This window comes from Kitasatospora sp. MMS16-BH015 (genome assembly GCF_002943525.1).
Taxonomy (GTDB): Bacteria; Actinomycetota; Actinomycetes; order Streptomycetales; family Streptomycetaceae; genus Kitasatospora.
This window is the reverse complement of sequence record NZ_CP025394.1, coordinates 624,782-642,324: the sequence shown is the minus strand read 5'-3', so window position 1 is coordinate 642,324 and position 17,543 is coordinate 624,782. Positions and strand designations below refer to the sequence as shown.

13 protein-coding genes and 1 pseudogene are annotated in these 17,543 nt (G+C 71.7%); 6 read left to right on the top strand and 8 right to left on the bottom strand.

Annotated elements, in window-relative coordinates; all coding sequences use genetic code 11:
• Positions 1-141: 141 nt before the first annotated feature.
• The 4 genes from CFP65_RS02840 (at position 142) to CFP65_RS02825 (ending at position 5,227) form a co-directional block, all read left to right on the top strand.
• Positions 142-1,581 (top strand): ABC transporter substrate-binding protein, encoded by a 1,440-nt coding sequence (locus tag CFP65_RS02840; protein ID WP_104814589.1) that lies wholly within the window; start codon positions 142-144, stop codon positions 1,579-1,581.
• Positions 1,578-2,528, top strand: a complete 951-nt coding sequence (locus CFP65_RS02835; protein WP_104814588.1) for a carbohydrate ABC transporter permease — start codon at positions 1,578-1,580, stop codon at positions 2,526-2,528. Before CFP65_RS02840 ends, CFP65_RS02835 begins: the two co-directional genes overlap by 4 nt.
• 1 nt (position 2,529) lies before the next feature.
• Positions 2,530-3,420, top strand: coding sequence for a carbohydrate ABC transporter permease (locus CFP65_RS02830; protein ID WP_104814587.1), 891 nt, complete (start codon positions 2,530-2,532; stop codon positions 3,418-3,420).
• A gap of 169 nt (positions 3,421-3,589) precedes the next feature.
• Complete coding sequence (locus CFP65_RS02825; protein ID WP_104814586.1) at positions 3,590-5,227, top strand: glycoside hydrolase family 13 protein; 1,638 nt, start codon at positions 3,590-3,592, stop codon at positions 5,225-5,227.
• A gap of 101 nt (positions 5,228-5,328) precedes the next feature.
• On the opposite strand, the gene CFP65_RS02820 is transcribed toward CFP65_RS02825, so the two are convergent.
• From CFP65_RS02820 to CFP65_RS02800, 5 genes are read right to left on the bottom strand one after another with little or no spacing between them, the layout of a single operon-like run.
• The gene (locus CFP65_RS02820) at positions 5,329-5,889 is read right to left on the bottom strand and encodes a zinc-ribbon domain-containing protein (RefSeq protein ID WP_104814585.1); all 561 of its coding nucleotides are present in this window, start codon (positions 5,887-5,889) and stop codon (positions 5,329-5,331) included.
• A 4-nt stretch (positions 5,890-5,893) separates the two neighbouring features.
• Positions 5,894-7,204, bottom strand: coding sequence for a hypothetical protein (locus tag CFP65_RS02815; RefSeq protein ID WP_158701993.1), 1,311 nt, complete (start codon positions 7,202-7,204; stop codon positions 5,894-5,896).
• The gene (locus CFP65_RS02810; RefSeq protein ID WP_104814583.1) at positions 7,201-9,141 is read right to left on the bottom strand and encodes a hypothetical protein; all 1,941 of its coding nucleotides are present in this window, start codon (positions 9,139-9,141) and stop codon (positions 7,201-7,203) included. The genes CFP65_RS02815 and CFP65_RS02810 overlap by 4 nt, the downstream gene beginning before the upstream one ends.
• Positions 9,138-9,905 carry a TIR domain-containing protein gene (locus CFP65_RS02805; protein WP_104814582.1) on the bottom strand — a complete coding sequence of 256 codons (768 nt, stop codon included), beginning with the start codon at positions 9,903-9,905 and terminating at the stop codon, positions 9,138-9,140. Before CFP65_RS02805 ends, CFP65_RS02810 begins: the two co-directional genes overlap by 4 nt.
• Positions 9,906-9,962: 57 nt before the next feature.
• Positions 9,963-11,219, bottom strand: coding sequence for a helix-turn-helix domain-containing protein (locus CFP65_RS02800; protein ID WP_104814581.1), 1,257 nt, complete (start codon positions 11,217-11,219; stop codon positions 9,963-9,965).
• A gap of 317 nt (positions 11,220-11,536) precedes the next feature.
• Here CFP65_RS02800 and CFP65_RS40465 point away from each other — a divergent pair.
• Positions 11,537-11,707, top strand: a pseudogene (locus tag CFP65_RS40465) (multiprotein-bridging factor 1 family protein); the annotation flags it as partial.
• A gap of 962 nt (positions 11,708-12,669) precedes the next feature.
• On the opposite strand, the gene CFP65_RS02790 reads toward CFP65_RS40465, so the two are convergent.
• From CFP65_RS02790 to CFP65_RS02780, 3 genes are all read right to left on the bottom strand, one after another.
• A complete protein-coding gene (locus tag CFP65_RS02790; protein WP_104814579.1) occupies positions 12,670-13,371 on the bottom strand; it encodes a DUF4328 domain-containing protein in 702 nt (233 codons plus the stop codon).
• Between the two features lie 75 nt (positions 13,372-13,446).
• Positions 13,447-14,940, bottom strand: coding sequence for a transferase (locus CFP65_RS02785; RefSeq protein WP_104814578.1), 1,494 nt, complete (start codon positions 14,938-14,940; stop codon positions 13,447-13,449).
• A gap of 154 nt (positions 14,941-15,094) precedes the next feature.
• The gene (locus CFP65_RS02780) at positions 15,095-16,150 is read right to left on the bottom strand and encodes a LacI family DNA-binding transcriptional regulator (protein ID WP_104814577.1); all 1,056 of its coding nucleotides are present in this window, start codon (positions 16,148-16,150) and stop codon (positions 15,095-15,097) included.
• A 151-nt stretch (positions 16,151-16,301) separates the two neighbouring features.
• Between CFP65_RS02780 and CFP65_RS02775 the strand changes: the two genes are divergently transcribed.
• Positions 16,302-17,498 (top strand): MFS transporter, encoded by a 1,197-nt coding sequence (locus CFP65_RS02775; protein WP_371682349.1) that lies wholly within the window; start codon positions 16,302-16,304, stop codon positions 17,496-17,498.
• Positions 17,499-17,543: the final 45 nt, after the last annotated feature.

Genomic DNA, 17,543 nt, shown 5'->3' with positions numbered 1-17,543 from the left:
GTCAGGCCGTTCGGCGTCCGTTCGCGAGGACGGTCCCGTGAGAGTCCTTGGTTTGCGGATTTCTGTCGAAGTCTTGCAATCAATCATTCCGCGTCCTACGTTCTCCCCACCTCCTCCACTCGCCACCCTGAGGACACACGGATGAAGACCGACAGATCGACGAAGACCGACAGAGCACGGAAGTTCGCCGCCACCGCGCTGGCCGCCGGTCTCTGCCTGGCCACCGCCTGCTCCAGCAGCAGCTCCCCGGGCCACGCCACCGGCGGCGGCAGCGCCGACGGCAAGCCGCTCGACCCGGCCACCGCCGTCACCATCTCGATCGACTGCGCCCCCGGCGCCGACCAGGCCGCGGGGAAGGCCAACTACGCCGACGACCTGGCCCTGTTCAAGGTCAAGTACCCGAACGTCACGGTCAATGCCAAGCCGTACGTGGGCCAGTGCGAGGTGCCCGCCCAGCAGACCGCCGAGTACAAGGCGCACGACGAGACCGGCGCCTTCCACGCCTACTTCACCGACCGCGAGCAGACGCTCAACTCCGGTGACGCCGTGGACATCAGCGGGTACCTCAACGACGGCACCGTGCCCGGCTACTCGACCATGCTGCCCAGCGTGAAGCAGAACCTCGGCGCCGACGGCAAGGTCTACGCGCTCCCGATCAACTTCTACAGCACCGGCCTGATCTACAACCGCGACCTGTTCAAGCAGGCCGGCCTCGACCCCGACAAGCCGCCGACCACCTGGGACGAACTCCAGGCCGACGCCAAGAAGATCGCCGCGCTCGGCAACGGCATCACCGGCTACGAGGACTACAGCGGCGGCAACACCGGCGGCTGGCACTTCACCTCCGAGCTATACAGCCTCGGCGGCACGATGGTCAGCGCCGACGGCACCAAGGCCGCGTTCAACTCGGCCGAGGGCAAGCGGGTGCTGCAGCGGCTGCACGACATGCGGTGGACCGACCACAGCATCGGCGCCACCCAACTCACCCAGTGGGCGGACGCGTTCCCGCCGCTGGCCACCGGCAAGGTGGGCATGTTCATCGGCGCCCCGGACGTGGTCAAGCACCTGATCGAGGTGCTCGGCGCCGACCGCAAGGCCTTCGGCCTCGGTCCGATGCCCGGTGCGACCGGCCCCGGCTCCAGCCTCGGCGGCGGCGACCTCTACTACTTCAAGAAGGGCCAGACCCCGGACCAGATCAAGGCCGAGATCGCCTGGATCGACTTCGAGTACCTCACCCCCGACACGGGCCAGTTCAACTTCGCCCGCTCGGCCACCCTGGCCGGCAGCAGCAAGGACCCGGTGGCCATCTCGGTGCCGCAGCCGTACTTCTGGGCCAACGGCTCCCCGCAGCTGACCGCGATCACCACCTCGCTCAAGGCCAACGGCAACCTCCCGCTGGACAACTACGCGCCGTACGTGAACAACCCGACCAGCACGGTCAACGAGCCGCCCGCCGCCCAGCAGCTCTACAAGGTGCTCGACACCGCGATGTCCGCCGTGCTGACCGACCAGAACGCCGACGTCAGCGCCCTGCTCGCCACCGCCGAGACCCAGGCGAACAAGATCCTGGCCAACCAGTGAGCCTCGCCGCCGGAGGCCGGACCGCCCGGCGGCGGGCCGCCCGGCGCGGAGCCCGCGGGCAGCGTGGGGTCCGCGCCGGACGGCGGGTGGTGGTGCGGAACCTGCGGGCGTACGCCTTCCTGGCCGGTGCGCTGCTCTGCTTCGCGCTGTTCACCTGGTACCCGATGGTCCGCGAGATCGTGATGTCCTTCCAGCGGACCCGGCACGGCACCACCAGCTGGGTGGGGCTCGCCAACTACCGGCAGATCACGGCCGATCCGGAGTTCTGGTCGGCCTGGCGGAACACCCTGCTCTACACCGGCATCGCGCTGGTGGTGGGCTTCGTGGTGCCGTTCGTCACCGCGATCGTCATCAACGAGCTGCGGCACGCGAGGAGTTACCTCCGAATGCTGGTCTACCTGCCCGTGATGCTGCCGCCGGTGGCCGGGATCCTGCTCTTCAAGTCCTTCATGGATCCCGGCTACGGCCTCTTCAACCAGCTGCTGCACGCCCTGCACCTGCCCACCTCGGCCTGGCTCACCTCCAAGACCACCGCTCTGCCCGCCCTGGTCCTGGTCTCCACCTGGGCCAACATGGGCAGCGCCACCCTGGTCTACCTGGCCGCCCTCCAGGGCATCCCCGGCGAACTCTACGAGGCCGCCGAACTCGACGGCGCCGGGCTGCTCCAGCGGATCCGGCACGTCACCGTGCCGCAGACCCGGCTGATCCTCTCGCTGATGCTGATGCTCCAAGTCGTCGCCACCATGCAGATGTTCACCGAGGCCTTCGTGCTGACCGGCGGCGGACCGCAGGGCTCCACCACCACCGTGGTCTACCTGCTGTACGACTACGCCTTCAACTACGACAAGTTCAACACCGCCGCCGCGCTCGGGGTCATCCTGCTGCTGGTCCTCGGCGCCTTCTCGGCGGTCTACCTGCGGCTGGAACGCCACGGGCAGGAGGAGTGAGATGGCCCAGCAGCAACACGGCTCCGCCACGCGGACGTTGATCTCGCCGGTCGCCCTGAACCGGCCGCGCGGCCGGCTGGCCTACCGGGCCGTACTGGCCCTGGTGCTCCCCGGTGCCACGGTGGCCTTCCTCGGCCCGCTCTACTGGATGGCCACCGGCGGGTTCAAATCCGCCCAGGAGCTGGTCCGCACCCCGCCGACCCTGGTGCCCGAACACCCGAGCACGCACGCCTTCACCGAGGCGTGGAGCCGGCTGGGGATGGGGCAGCTGCTGCTCAACACCGTGGTCTACGCTGGCGGGGCGCTGCTGCTGCAGCTGGTGTTCTGCGTGGCCGCCGCGTACGCGCTCTCCAAACTCCGGCCGGTGCTGGGCACGTTGATCCTCGGGCTGATGCTCGCCTCGATGATGATCCCGGCGGCGGCGCTGGTCATCCCGCAGTACCTGACCGTGCTCGACCTGCCGCTGGTGCACTGGAACCTCCAGGACACCCCGTGGGTGATCTGGCTGCCCACGGTGGCCAACGCCTTCAACGTCTTCCTGCTCAAACGGTTCTTCGACTCGATCCCGGACGAGCTGCTGGACGCGGCGGCGATCGACGGCGCCGGGCCGCTGCGGATCCTCTGGTCCGTGGTGCTGCCGATCTCCCGCCCGGTGCTCGGGGTGGTGGCGATCTTCGGCCTGGTCACGGTCTGGAAGGACTTCCTCTGGCCGCTGATCACCGTGCCCGCCCACGAGACGCTCAACGTCGGCGTCAACACCGCCGCCACCTCGATGCCGCAGAACACCCTGATCGCGGGCCTCTTCCTCGCCTCGGTGCCGACCATCGCGCTGTTCCTGGTCTTCCAGCGCAACATCATGGCCGGCCTCACGGCGGGCAGCCTCAAGGGCTGACGCTGCTCGCACGCGTGCGGCGCCCCTGGTGTGGTGCCGCCTCACATGCCGCCGTCGCCCCGGCCCAGCCGCCCTGACCGGTGCGGGCCGGGGCGGCGGCCCCGACCTTCCCCCTTCGTGTTCCCGCCCCTCACCGCGGACCCTCTGTCGAGGAGAAAGCAGGCCAGTCGTGGCACTGTCCCGAGCGCACGAGCTCCCCTGGTGGCGCTCCGCCGCCATCTACCAGATCTACCCCCGCAGCTTCGCCGACGCCGACGGCGACGGGGTCGGCGACCTGGCCGGTGTGCTCGCCCGGCTGCCGTACCTGGCCGAACTGGGCATCGACGCCATCTGGTTCAACCCCTGGTACGCCTCGCCGCAGGCCGACGCCGGGTACGACGTGGCCGACTACCGGCGGATCGACCCGCTGTTCGGCACCCTGGAGGAGGCGGAGGAACTCATCCGGCGTGCCCACGAGTCCGGCATCCGGGTGGTGATCGACGTGGTGCCCAACCACACCTCCGACCAACACCCCTGGTTCCAGGCGGCGTTGGCCGCCGCATCGGGCTCGCCCGAGCGGGAGCGGTTCTGGTTCCGGCCCGGCCGGGGCGAGGCCGGCGAGCTGCCGCCGACTGACTGGCAGGGCTTCTTCGGCGGCCCCGCCTGGTCGCGGGTGACCGAGCCGGACGGCAGTCCGGGGGAGTGGTACCTGCACCTGTTCGCGCCCGAGCAGCCCGATTTCCAGTGGGAACACCCGGAGGTGCGGGCGGAGTTCGAGGCGGTGCTGCGGTTCTGGTTCGACCGGGGTGCCGACGGCTTCCGGATCGACTCGGCCGCGCTGCTGGTCAAGGACCCGGCACTGCCGGTGGACGACCCGGAGGAGCGGGCCCGCACTGACCGCGAGGAGGTGCACGAGGTCTACAGGGCCTGGCGGCGGCTAGCTGATTCCTACTCCGGCGGCCGGGTGCTGATCGGCGAGGTCTGGCTCCCCGACCCGGCGCGGTTGGCTCGCTACCTGCGGCCCGGTGAGCTCCATACCGTCTTCAACTTCCCCTACCTGGAATGTCCTTGGGAGGCCGAACCGCTGCGTACGGTGATCGACGACACGCTGCGCCTGCACACCGCGGCCGGGGCGCCGGCCACCTGGGTGCTCTCCAACCACGACGTGGACCGGGTGGTCACCCGCTACGGCCGGGCGGACACCTCCTTCGCCATCTACGCCCGCCACCACGGCCGGCCGGTCGACCTCGCCCTCGGCACCCGCCGGGCCCGGGCCGCAGCCCTGCTCACCCAGGCCCTGCCGGGTTCGGTCTACCTCTACCAGGGTGAGGAACTCGGCCTCTGGGAGGTCGAAACCATCCCCGACGCCCTCCGCCAGGACCCGATGTGGGAGCGCGGCGGCCGCAACCCCGCCAACCCCGGCCGGGACGGCTGCCGCGTCCCCCTGCCCTGGTCCGGCGACGCTCCGCCCTTCGGCTTCAGCCCGGACCAGGCCACCGCCGTACCCTGGCTCCCGCAGCCGGACGCCTGGAAGGAGCACACGGTGGCCGCGCAGGCGGCCGACCCGGGGTCGATGCTCTCGCTGTACCGGGCGGCGCTGCGGCTGCGGCGCGAGCTGCCGGCGGAGGCGGGGTTGGAGTGGGTGGAGGACGTGCCGACGGGGGTGCTTGCGTTCCGGCGGGGTGAGGCCTTCGCGTGCGTGGTCAACCTGTCGGCGGAGCCGGTGGTGGTGGGGGTGGAGGGGGCACCGCTGCTCGCGAGCGGGCCGGTGGGGGTGGACCGGTCGCTGCCGCCGGACACGGCGGTGTGGCTGCGGATCGAAACCTGAACCGGAGTCGGGTTCTCGTTTGAGGATGCAGACTGAAACGGAGTCCGGTTCAGGTTTCGATGCTCGAGTGAACCGGAGTCCGGTTCGGGTTTGATGGGGGATCAGTACGCTTGAGCGAGCTCGGTGCCGCAGCGGGCGCAGAACCGGGCGTCGCGCTCCTGGGAGAGTCGGCCGCACTCGGGGCAGACCAGGTGCAGCAGGCAAGCGGCCTCGCCGCCCTCGGGTTGAGTGGGTTCGGGTGTCGTGCCGGGGGCCGCCGCCGGGCGGATGGTCAGACCGGGGCGGCGCCGATGCACCGTCAGATAGAGCAGCCCGGCCTCGCCCGCCGCGACCGAGCGCCGTGATCCGCGCGGCAGCCAGACCAGCGCGCCGGGCGTCAACTCCTGTGCCACCCCGTCCGCCAGCAGTCGGCCGGCGCCGGTGAGCACGTGGAGCAGCACGTCCAGCTCCGGTTCCACGTGCTCGGCGACTGCGGCTCCGGGCAGCAGCCGCACCACGTTCGCGTCCAGCTGCCGCCCGCTCTCCGCGAGCCGCCAGAGCGCCCCGCCCTGCCCACCCTCGGCCGCCCCGACCACCTCGTCCAGTCGGGCGAGCACCCGCGCCGCCTCTCCCGGGAGCGGCGGGTCGATGCCGGTGCGGTCGGCGGGGCTGCTGGCGCTCATGCGGTCAATCCTCCGAGGAGAACGGGTGGTCCGGTACGTGGCCACCGTACGGTGCGCCACCGTTGACGTGGCCACCTGCGGTCCACGGGGTGTCAGTCTGCTCGTCCGGGGCGCGGGTGCTGCCGGCGTTGCTGCCGTCTGTGGCGGCGTACGGTGCGTCGCCGTAGGGCGAGGTGCCGTTCGCCGGATGCCCGTTCACGTCCTGGCCGGGCTTGGCCCAGCGTACGCCGGGGCCGGTCGCGTCCCGCCCTCCCGGGCTACCTGGGCTACGAGGGTCTCCGGGAGAGCCGGCCCCGGTCGGGTCGTCGGGGTCGTCGGTTTCGCCGAGGAAGTGCTCTCGGACGGCCCGGGCCTGATCGGCGCGGCCCGCCGCCGCTGCGGCGTTCGCGATCCGGCGGACGAGCACCTGCCACTCCGGGGAGTCGGGTGCGAGGCCGCTGTCCTCCAGCAGGTCGCGCACCGGGCCGATGAACTGGGGGCCGCGCGACGGCGGGGTGGGCGGGGCCGGCGAGGTCTGGCCGTCCGGGGTGGATTCCTGCTCGTAGACCAGGTGGTGGTAGAGCTCGTCCACGGGAGCGTCGTTGGCGGCTGCGGAGAGTTGGGCCAGCGGCCCGAGCAGGTCGACCGTCTCCTGGATCCGGTCCTCGTGCCGGGCCAGCCACCAGACGGCGGCGCTGCCCGGGGTGCGGAGCACGTCTTCCCCGAGGTAGGCCCGCTTGCTCTGCTCCTGCCGCCGTTCGTGTTCCCAGACCTCGCCGGTCTTGCGCACCTCGGAGAGCCGACCCAGCCGGCTCCGGTCCTCCTCCGACAGCCGGAGCTCGACCCGGCCGCCCATCGCCTCGACCAGCATGGACTCGTCGGTGCCCTGGGTGCCCAGCACCGCGTTGAGCCGGTGCAGTACCAGATCGGGATGGTCCGGGTGCGCCCGCTCGGTCACCGCCCTGGCGCGGGCCAGCACCGCCTCGGCGGCGAGACCGGCCGGGTCCGCGTGCAGCAGCCCGGTGGAGTTGCGGATCGGCCGCCACCAGACGGTCGCGGAGAAGAGGAAGTCGTAGTCCGGTACCCGGCTCGGCAGCGCCACCCCGATCACCCGCGTCTCCTCCCACGGCGGGTCGTCCGGGTCCACCGCCTGGGCCGGCGGCCGGGCCGTCGCCAGCAGCATGGCCAGCACCAGCGCCAACCCGAGCGGCACCGCCCAGAGCCAGGCCGGCCACTTGCCGGCCACCCCGAGCACCACCGTCGCCACCCCGGCCGCGAGCGCCAGGGCCACCAACGGCCCCTTGCCCGTTCCCTTGGTCCTGCCTCTGACGATCATGACGCCCTCTCCTCTTCCGCCGCCCCGGCCGGGGTCGGTTCGAACGGTTCGATCCCCTGCGCGCGGTCGATCTTCTGCCGGAACCTCCGCGCCACCTCCCGACGCCCCACCAGCCCCGGCTCCACTTCGGGCTGCCGCGCCCAGCGCTCCGCGATCAGGTAGCAGCGGCTGAGCACACCGCTGCGCCCGTCGGCCGCCTCGATCAACACGTCCAGCAACCGGTCACTCCGGGCCGGGGTCAGCCGCGCTGCCGCGAGCCAGGACTCGACACCGCCCGACCATTCGGCGGCCAGGACGAAGGGGCCGCGCCAGCAGCGGACCAGTTCGGCGTACCAGGGTTCGGGAGGGGGAGTGGCGACGAGAGCCAGGAAGATCAGTGCGTCCCGGCGCCACGGTCGCTCCAGCTCCATGCCTTCGGCGAGCCGGACGAGCAGACGTCGGTAGAGCCGGCGGTCCCCTTCGACCAGCTCGAAGAGCGAGGCACGGGCGTAGCGGGGGCCGTCGGGCTCGCGCCGGGCCAACTGGTGGAGGCGGACCAGGGCTTGGTCCGGGTGGTACGGCGCGATGACGTCCACGCAGACCCGGGCCAGACCACGCACCAAGGTGAGTTCCGTGTTGGAGCTGGTGGCCCAGAGGTAGACCTGCGCGCGGACCTCGGCACCACGCTGTTCGTCCCTGAGCGACTGCTCCAGCACGGCCATGGCGAGCGGCAGCAGTTTGAGGTGCTTCGCCCAGTCCGCCACCAGGTCGCCGAGGGCCGTGACCTCTCCGGCGTGCAGGCACTGCTCGGTCAGCCGGGCCACCAGCCTTCCTCGGTCCGGCCCGTCCAACCACGTGGTCGTCTGGACGGTTTCGGTCACCCAAGCGCGGAAGCCGCCCCGCAAGTCCGGGTAATAGAGCCAGAGATGAGAGCGGACCGCCGCCCCGAAAGCGAGACCGTCGAATCGGATCCGACCGTCCACCACGCTGATCCCGAGGTTCGTCAAGCGCGCGCTCAAGTCCGCTCGGTCGAGCCGTGGGGCCTCCTCCTCGGGATGCCGCAGGCTGGTCAGTAGCCGCTTGTAGAGCAGGAATGCGATGTCGGCGGGGGTCTCCTCCAGCATTGCTGCGGCGAACAGCAGGGCTCGCTCGTGCCCGCTCTCCAAGGCGGCGATCTTCTGGGCCGCGATCAGGCCACGGTCCTGGAGGGCTTCGCTCGCCCGCTCGGCCCACTGCTCGAAGGCACCGCCGCGCGATCTCGCCTGGAGCACCAGCTCGGCCAGACGTTGCAAGTCCCGCATGGGCGAGGGGTCGAGGAGCCAGTCGAGGGCAGATCGGCGAAGCTCGGCGGGTGAGACTCCGAGGCCGGCCTTGGTCAGATGCTTCGCGAGTACCCGGGCGCCGTCCGGTCGGTCGATCGACACCGACAGTGCGCGTAGAGCCGGCAGCAGGAGCTGGTCCCGGTCCCGGGGAGCTGCCACCGCCAGTCGGCCGCCGACGCGCTCGGTCTTCTCCCGGTAGGACTGGACGAGCTGCTGCGCCTCGGCGAACCGCTGGTCAGGCACGGCGGTCAGGTCGATGAAGACTCGCTCTCCCTGGGCGAGTTCGATCTGACTGACCGGGGGGTCGTCCAATGCCGCTTCGCGGAACGGGGCCTCCGGTCTGCCGGCGTGGTGCAGGAGAACCACCGCGGCCGTACGACGGCCACAGCCTCGGGCGCCGGACAGCAGTACCGCCGTACCGCCCTCCTCGAACCGCTCGACGGCATCGCCGTAGCCCGACGGGGGGACGAACCGCTCGCTCAGCCAGCGGCGTTCGTCGATCGCGACCCGGAGGGGGTCACCCGCACGGGAGAACCGGTCGTTGCGGTCGAAGAAGTAGCTGTTGTTGATGTTGTACTGGTTGCCGCTGCCGGTGTGGGTCTGGCCCTCGGCGTCGTCGATCCAGGTCGTGTTCACCGCCCGCCGTCCTCGCGGTGGCGTCGGTCGCCGAACTCGTTGCGGATGTCGCCCCGTTCGAGGTAGCCGTTGCCGTCGCCGTGGAAGGAGACACCGCCGTTGCGGATGTTGTTGTGCTGGTCGCCGCTGCCGGTGTGCACCTGGCCGCTGGCGTGGTTGATGAACGTGCCCAGGTCGCCGCCGACGATGCCTACGCCACCGTGCTGGTCGTGGTAGTGGTGCTGGATCCGGATGCCGCCGGGGGAGGAGTCGGGCTGTGCCTCGGGGCGTGATGATGCGGCGATCTCACGTTCTGCGGCGGCGAGTTGGGGGATGGACTCGGCGAGGTCGTCGCCGATGCGGCGGAGGGTGGATTCGGCGTCGCGGTTGTCGAAGCGGCGGTACTGGCAGTCGGCGAGCCAGCCGAGTTCGGTCGGGAGGAGGCGGCGGTCGAGGCGGGTGTGGCCCAGGAGGATCGGGATGACCAAGGCGTTGGTGTCACGGGCCTCCAGGATCTCGCGGCGGGTCCAGTCCTCGGGGTCGTCGAGGGCGCGGCGGCCCTCGGAGGTGCGGGCGTCCGCCCAGGTCGGGCCGATGACGGCGAGCAGGGCACTGCTGCGCCGGACGGCGGTGATCAGCTCCTGAGGGAAGGCCCGGCCGATCCGGATGGACTTGCTGGCGCGGAAGACGCGTTCGCTGCCGAAGCGGCCGGAGAGCTCGCGTTCGATCAGGGTGGCGGCGGTGTCGCCGTCGCCGGTGCGGTAGTTGACGAAGATATCGGGCATGGCGGATCGACCTTTCGGCGGTGAGGGTGGAGGGCGGAACGGGCGGAGGAGGCGGGGTTACGGGTGTAGGGCGCGGGCGAGCAGCGGCTGGAGTGCCTGTGCGGCCGGGCTGGTCCGGAAGCGGTGCAGGTGGCGGGCGAGTCGCCGGATGTCCTGCCGGATGGTGGCGGAGTGCAACACCGGTGTGAGTGGCAGGAGTTCGGCGGCGAGTGAGCAGCCGAGTTCGGGTTCGCCGGCGGCGACCTGGGCGAGGGCGAGCCGGAGGCCGTAGCGGGCGCGGCTGCGCAGGGCTCGGGCGGGGATCTTGGGGTATTCGCGGGAGAGGAGTTCGGCGGCCTCGCGGGGGCGGCCGAGGTCGTAGAGGCACCAGCCGGTGACCATGGCGGCCGGATCGGCGAGGTGGGTGGTGCCGAGCACTGGTCCGCCGTCGTTCTCGTGGTCGGCCCGGGCCAGTAGGTCGGCGGCCTGGTCGAGGCTGCGCAGGCAGGCGTCGCGGTCGCCGGCCAAGGCGTGGCCCTGGGCTTCGCGTTGGGCGGCGAGGCCGCGGATCCGCGGTGGCAGGCGGCCGGAACGGGCCGGGGCGACGAGTTGGACCGTGGCGGTGGCGTCGCCCGCGTAGAAGGTGATCAGGGCGCGGCGGACCAGTGCGTACGAGGCGAGGTCGCGGTCGCCGCCGGCCTCGGCGAGGTCGACGGCCCGGGCCGTCCAGCTGAGGGCCGCCAAGTCGTCGCCCGCCTCCTGGGCCATCCAGCCCGCGTACTCGGCGTAGCGTGCGGCGAGGGCCAGCAGTCGGGCGCGGTTCACGGTGTCGGCCTGGGCGGCGAGTTCGGTCACCGTGCGGGTCTGGGCGTCCAGCAGGGGGAGCAGGGTGCCGGGGGCGCCGGCCTGGCCGAGTTGCCGCATCTGGTCGAACTGCGCGCGGAAGATCTCGACCGGTGCGGAGTCCGTAACTGCTGGTGAGGCCGTGGCGGAGGCCGGGGGCAAGGTGGTGGCCAGGCCGACACCGAGCAGGGAGCCCGCTCCGACGGTGAGCAACCGGCGCCGTCCGAAGCCGAGTTGGTCACCGGAGGGAGAGGCGGTGACGGGGTGCGGGGCGGTGAGGAGCCGTTCGAGTGCACCGTCGGCGCCGAGTTGGGCGTCGCAGCGGCGGGCGAACTCGGGTGGGGGAGCCTTGTGGCCGCGTTCGATCTTGCTGAGGTGGCCCTTGCTGTAACTGAGCAGCTCGGCCAGCCGGGTCAGGGTCAGGCCGGCGGCCAGTCGACGCCTCCGGAGCTCCGGGCCGAACTCCTCGTACGGCGATCCGGGCGCGCCCATTGCCAACCCCCACGGTGTGTCCGACGGCCCGGGCGGTTGCCTTGTGGTGGGCCGGAAGCGGTCTCCCCTCGCTTCGGCCTGAATCTTGGCATGCGATCGAGCCGGTGAAACGGGGTTCGGGCGGGTTTCCCGTTTCCTCTTTTCCGATCGAATGGCTATGCGTACATACCGAGTTGGCGACAAGTTCACCCGGGGTGGGGCCGAGGCGAGGGAAGGGGAGTTCAAGTTCCCCTGCGGGAGGTGATTCGTATGCTCCCGAGGCTGGTCGCCTGGGTAGGAACCGTCGGCATCGGGGGAGATCGAGCGCGGAGGCGGCCATGACTTCATTCGGGCGGACGTTGAGACTGCTGCGGCAGCGGGCGGGGATCTCCCAACCGGCGCTGGCTGCCCAGGTGTTCGTGTCGCAGCCGACCATCAGTCGGTTCGAGTCGGGGGAGCGGTCGCCTGATCCGACCCTGGCCCGGCTGTTGGACGAGGCGCTCGGGGCGGGCGGGGCGTTGGCCGGGCTGGCGCCGGCCGATCCGGAGCGGACGGAGTTCCGGGCTCGGCGGCCGGGGGCCGTCGACCGGGCGACGATCGTCGAACTCGAGTCGGGGTTGGTGGAGTTGCGTCGGATCGAGGATGCCTCCTCCTCGGCGGGCGTCACGCCGATGGTGGCCGCGCAGACCGAGTGCATCGTGGCGGCGGCGCGCGAGGTCCCGTACGCGCTGCGGGCCAGAGCGGTCGGGGTGGCCGCGATGGGCGCCGCCTACCTCGGGTGGTGCCAGTTCCTGGCCGGTCGGTACGCGCAGGCGGAGCAGATGCTGGACCGGGCGGTGGCCTACGCGTACGAGTCCCAGACCGCCGAGCGGCTGGAGCGGACGATGAGCTACCGCGCCGTGTTGGAGCTGGTCTGGGGGAGTCCGACGGCAGCGGCGAGCATGTTCGACGCGGCTCGGCGGGACACCGGCGCACACCCGGCGCTGCGCGCCTACGACACCGTCCAGCAGGCCCGCGCGCTCGCTCACGCGGGTGAACACCGGGAAGCGGACCGGATGTTGCTGACAGCCGACCGGCTCGCCCAGTCGATCGACTACGCCGATCTCCCGGTCGGCACGTACTGGTACACCCCGGGCTGGCTCGCGCTCCAGCGGGGTGTGGCGATGCTCGCCCAGGGGCGGGCCGAATCCGCCCGGCGGGAGATCGAGGAGGGCTACGCCGCGATGCCCGCCGCTCACCAGCAGGCCCACTGGGCCCGCCAGTGGATCGAGGTGGCCACGGCCGACCGGGCCCCGGTGGACCTGATCCTGCCGCCGAACGAACGCGGCAAGCGGAGCGCTCCCGCGGCCCGCCCGCCGCGCCCGCGCCGGCCCCGCCGGGCGGGGCCGGCGCGGGCGCGGTTCGGCGTCGTGGCCCCGCCGTACCTCGCCCGTGCCGCCCCGCCCGAGGGCTGGTACTGGCGGGGGGCAGGTCAGCGAGTATGGCGGCCTAGCTCCAAGGCCTGGTTCTGCGTGGCGGTGACTCGCCGCATGATGAGGATCAGCAGTACGCCCGACAGCAGGATCAGCGCAGTGAGCAGGGTGGAGAGGTTCGCGTTGGTCAGCACGTCCTGCTCGCTCTGTTCCGAATCGGCCACCCGCCACTGGATCGGTTTGACGAAGCCGCCGAGAACGAAGCAGGCCCACCAACCGTTCACCAGGGCGAGGGAGACCTGCCGACGGGGCACTCGCGCCCGCCAGATGTCCACGACTACCTGGTAGGGGTACCAGAGATTGATGACGGGGGCGATCCAGGACCCGACCACCCAGAGCCGGGAGCGACGCTGTGTCTCGCGACCGCCGATCAGCTCGGCGTTGGCCCGCGCCCGCCAGAGCCAGACCAGGAACGCCACTGCGGTCGGGACGGCCACCAGGAGCAGCAGGCCCGAGGAGCCTGCCGCCGCAGTCAGAGTGTCGGCCTCGGTGGCTGCGACGTCGGCCTCGGTGGCCGATCCGTTCAGGTAGTCGTGGACGAGCTGATACTCGCGCCAGTTGGCGGCCAGGACCAGCAGCTCGCGCACGACGGCCAGACAGATCAGCACCGTGGTCGCGGTCGCCCAGCCGGAGACCGGCCTGGGCCGTTCACCTCCGGGGCGGTCGGTGCTGTCTGGGCTCTTCGGTCCTTGGGTTCTCATGGCTCCCCCTGATTGAGTCGAGGTGTTCGAGATCCGATCAGGCACTGCGAGTGTGGCGCCGACCGAACTGTGCTGCTACCAGGCGCCGATGAGCTCGAACACTCGGTACAGCAGGGCCAGGACCGCGAGCACTGCCAAGCCCCGGCCCATGGTGACCAGCGTTCCGCTGTCGCTCCGCAGGACGATCAACCGGCCGCGGACTCCCACTGCGGCCAGGGCACTCTTCATCGCCCGCACCGTAAGTCGTGCCGGAGAGGGTTGCCAGATCACGGCCTTGACCGCCCTGGCTGCGCGCCGCGCCAGCCCGACGCGCTGTGGTGCGCTGCCGGGCAAGGCTTCCACGGCTCGAACGTGCGGGGTCCAGTCGGGGCCGAAGGTGATGGCCGCCGAGAGCCACGGGGCGTCGGCCGCCACTTCCGCCAGCTGCGGGGGGACGGGCAGGCGGCCAGCCAGGCTGTCGACCGCATCGTCGATCCGACCAGGCGTCAGTAGAACCAGTTTGCGGCTGGGTTGATGAGCGACAACCTGGCTGATCTCCCAACGCAGGCCCTCGCCGAGGCCCACGCGTAGCACGATGAGCTGGCACAGGTCCATCAGCTCGAGGATCGTCGGCTTCCAGTCGTCCAGCGGCAGGTAGAACCGAGCCGCACCGAGCTGCGGCAGCGGTTCCCCAGGTCTGCCGACCGCGATCACGGGGCCGAATGCGTGGAGAGCTGCTGTGAGCTGTTCTTCCCGCGAGTGGATGTTGAGCGCCGTCCCGTCGTCGATCTGTGCGGCGGTCGGGTCGTCGGCGAAGCTGCGCAGGTAGAGCACCGGCGGGCGGCCGTCGGCCTGGAGGGCGCGGGCAGCCGGGCGGCTGGAGCGAGGGCGGGCGTACCTGAGTACCAGGAAGCCGGCACCGAGTGCGGCCAGGCCCAAGGGCATCAGCAGGAGTTGTGCCTCCAACGGCAGCTTGCGTCCGTTCTGTTGAGCCGCGGTGACGGCGTACTCCCCGCAGGTGAAGAGGAGGTAGCCGACGCCACTGACGGACAGGAACAGGGGTCGGCGCCACCTCGGCTGTGGTGCGGCGAAGCGGCTGACCGTGCGGGCGATGGCTGCCATGGCCGCGCGGCGCCGGCGGCGTAGCCGGCGAGAGGGGACAACGAATACCCCGGCTCCCAGGGTGAACCAGAGGGTGGCCTGCCAGAGGGAGTGGAGTTCACGATCGAGCACCGACCTGTCCTCGGTCAGGTCGGCCGCCAGAGTGGAGGCGCGTTCCTGGGCAGCGGGACCCTTCCCCCGTCGGACCAGGTCGGTGGCGGCGGCGACCGTGGTGCGGGTGTGACCAGCCGGTGCATTCGCCTCGAACCAGGCCTGTGCCGCCTCGAGTTGAGCCTGAGCCGATTCATCGCCGAGCGCGTAGCGGTCCACCATGGCAGTGAAGGCGGCCGCGCGGGCCGGGCCGTCACGGAACCGGTCGCGGGCCTGCAGGTCCAGGCCTGCGGTGATGGCCAGGTGGACTGCGATGTAGCCGGCGAGAACCGCAGCAGCCGTACAGAGTCGGGCACACGACCGTAAGCCGGATTTCACGCGGCACCCCCTTGTGCCGGAGCCCCCCGTGGTCCGGCGCAGTCAGTCATACCACGACGGATTGACTGCGCACGGCCATTCCCGCGAGACGACCTCAATGCGGGACCGTGGCAGCGGATGGCCCGGGTGACCGGGCAGGCCAGTGGGGGCGAGGTCAGGAGGAGTCGCGGGGGATCAACTCGACGGTCATCAAGTCCCGGGTGACGGTGGGGGCTTCGGGGTCGGCGACCACGCGGTCGACGAGGTCGGCGAGGTCTTCGCCGGCCGGGAGGCGCATCCGGACGGAGCTCAGCCGGGGCCGGAGCAGGCGGGCGAGGAGGAGGTCGTCGGCGCCGACCAGGGCGATGGTGCGGGGGACGTCGAGGCCGGCGTCCTGGAGGGCGCGCTGGGTGAGCATGGCGTACTCGTCGTTGTAGCCGAAGACGGCGTCGAGGCCCAGGGAGCGGCACTGGTCGGCGAGTTGGGCGGCGGAGGGTTCGGTGTAGTCGAGGGGGAGGGGTTCGACCAGGGCGCCGAGGCCGGCCGAGGCGACGGCCGCGCGGACGCCGGCCAGGCGGGGGGCGCTGAACAGGGCGAGGGCCGGGTCGGTGGGCATGACGACGCCGATCCGGCGGCGACCCCGGTCGAGCAGGTGGGCGGCGGCCGCCGCGCCGACCTCGCGCTGGTCCATGATCAGCGCGTGCGCGCCGGGCACCGGCGGGATGCCGAGGGTGAAGACCGCCCGGGTGCCGGAGCGGCGGAGCACCCGCACGCCCTCGGCGGTGAGCCCCGGGGTGAGGCAGAGCACGGCGGTGGGCCGCAGCTCGGCCCAGGCGCGGGCGGCCTTGTCCCAGCCGCCGGGGGTGGGCCCGAGCAGCACGCCCGTGTAGCCGTGCCGGGGCAGTGCCTCCTGGAGCTCGCGGTAGAAGCCGCTGAACAGCGGGCCGATCGGCACGGCCGAGCCGACCAGCAGCACCAGGCCGGTGCGGCCGGCCCGCAGGGAGCGGGCGCCCGCGTGCGGCACGTAGCCGAGCTGGTCGGCGGCGGCCCGGACCTTGGCCCTGGTCCGCTCGCTGACCCGGCCGCCGGCCGTGTTGTTGAGCACGAAGGAGACCGTGGCGCGGGAGACGCCGGCCAGCCGGGCCACGTCGGCGCTGGTGGGCGCGGCGCCAGGTGCGGTGGTGGGGGCATCGGCGGGTGCGGCGGCGGGAGTGGTGTGGTCGCTGTTCATAACGGTTCGGATCTTTTCACGTCCGGCTCTGGTGGTGGGGCGGAAACCCCTGTTAAACACCTGGTTACACGAGTAAGCGTTACACGTGTAACCTGACCACAGTCCATTGCTCGGACCCCCAACCACGCCGAGCACTCTCCTGGAGGGCAACGTGGCCCTTACCCCCACCCGTGGCCTGCTGCCGTTGCTGTTCGTCGGCAACAGCGCGATGTACGCGCTCTACCTCGGTGTCGGCAGCGTGCTGCTGCCGCTGCAGATCGAGCACCTCGACCCGGCCGCCAAGGTGGCCAACCTCGGCCTGGTCGGCGGGGTCTCGGCGGTCTTCGCCACCGTGTTCAACCCGTTCGCCGGGGCGCTCTCCGACCGGTCCGGTCGGCGCAACCCGTGGATCCTCGGCGGCGGCCTGGCCGCTGTGGCCGCGATGGCGCTGCTGGGCAACGTCGACACGGTGCTGCTCGTCTGCCTCGCCTGGTGCCTCGGCCAGGCGGCGATGAACTTCTACCAGGCCGCGCTCACCTCGGTGGTGCCCGACCGGGTGCCGGTGGAGCGGCGCGGCACCGCCTCGGCGGCCGTCGGGCTCGGGCTGCCGGTGGGCTCCACCGTCGGCGTGCTGCTGGCCTCGGCGTTCTCGGACCACCTGAGCACCGGCTACCTGGCGCTCGGCCTGCTGGTCGCGGTGGCCGGCCTGGTGTTCAGCGGGCTGGCCCGCGAGCAGCGGATGGCCGCCAAGCAGCCGGTGCCGCTGCGCGAGCAGGCCGCCGCCTTCCTCGGGGTGTTGCGCGAGCCGGACTTCCGGTGGGCGTTCATCGGCCGGGCGCTGCTGGTGCTCGGGTACTTCGCGGTGGTCGGCTACCGGCTGTACATCCTCCAGGACCACATCAGCCTGCCCGGCGGACTGAAGCCCGAGAGCGCGATCGCGATCCTGACCCCCGTCTCGGCGATCGCGATGGCCGTCTCCACCGTGGTCGGCGGCGTGCTCTCGGACCGGCTGGACCGGCGCAAGCTCTTCGTCTCGGTCTCGGCGGCCCTCTCCGGCCTCTCCCTGCTGATCCCGGTGCTGAGCCCGACCTGGCCCGCAATGATCGTCTTCTCCGCCGTCAACGGGCTGGCCTTCGGCTGCTTCATGGCCGTGGACACCGCGCTGGTCACCATGGTGCTGCCCCGGGCCGAGGATGCCGCCCGCGACATGGGCGTGCTCAACATCGCCAATGCCGGGCCCCAGATCGTCGCGCCCTTCGTCGCCTCCGCCGTGGTGGCGGTGGGCGGCTACACCCCTCTGTTCCTGCTCGGCGCCGCGCTCGCGGTGGCCGGAGCACTGGCCGTGCGGCCGATCCGCGGCGTGCGCTGAGCCCGCTCGGGGCGCATCGGCCCGCCGAGTCCGTAAGAACTGATG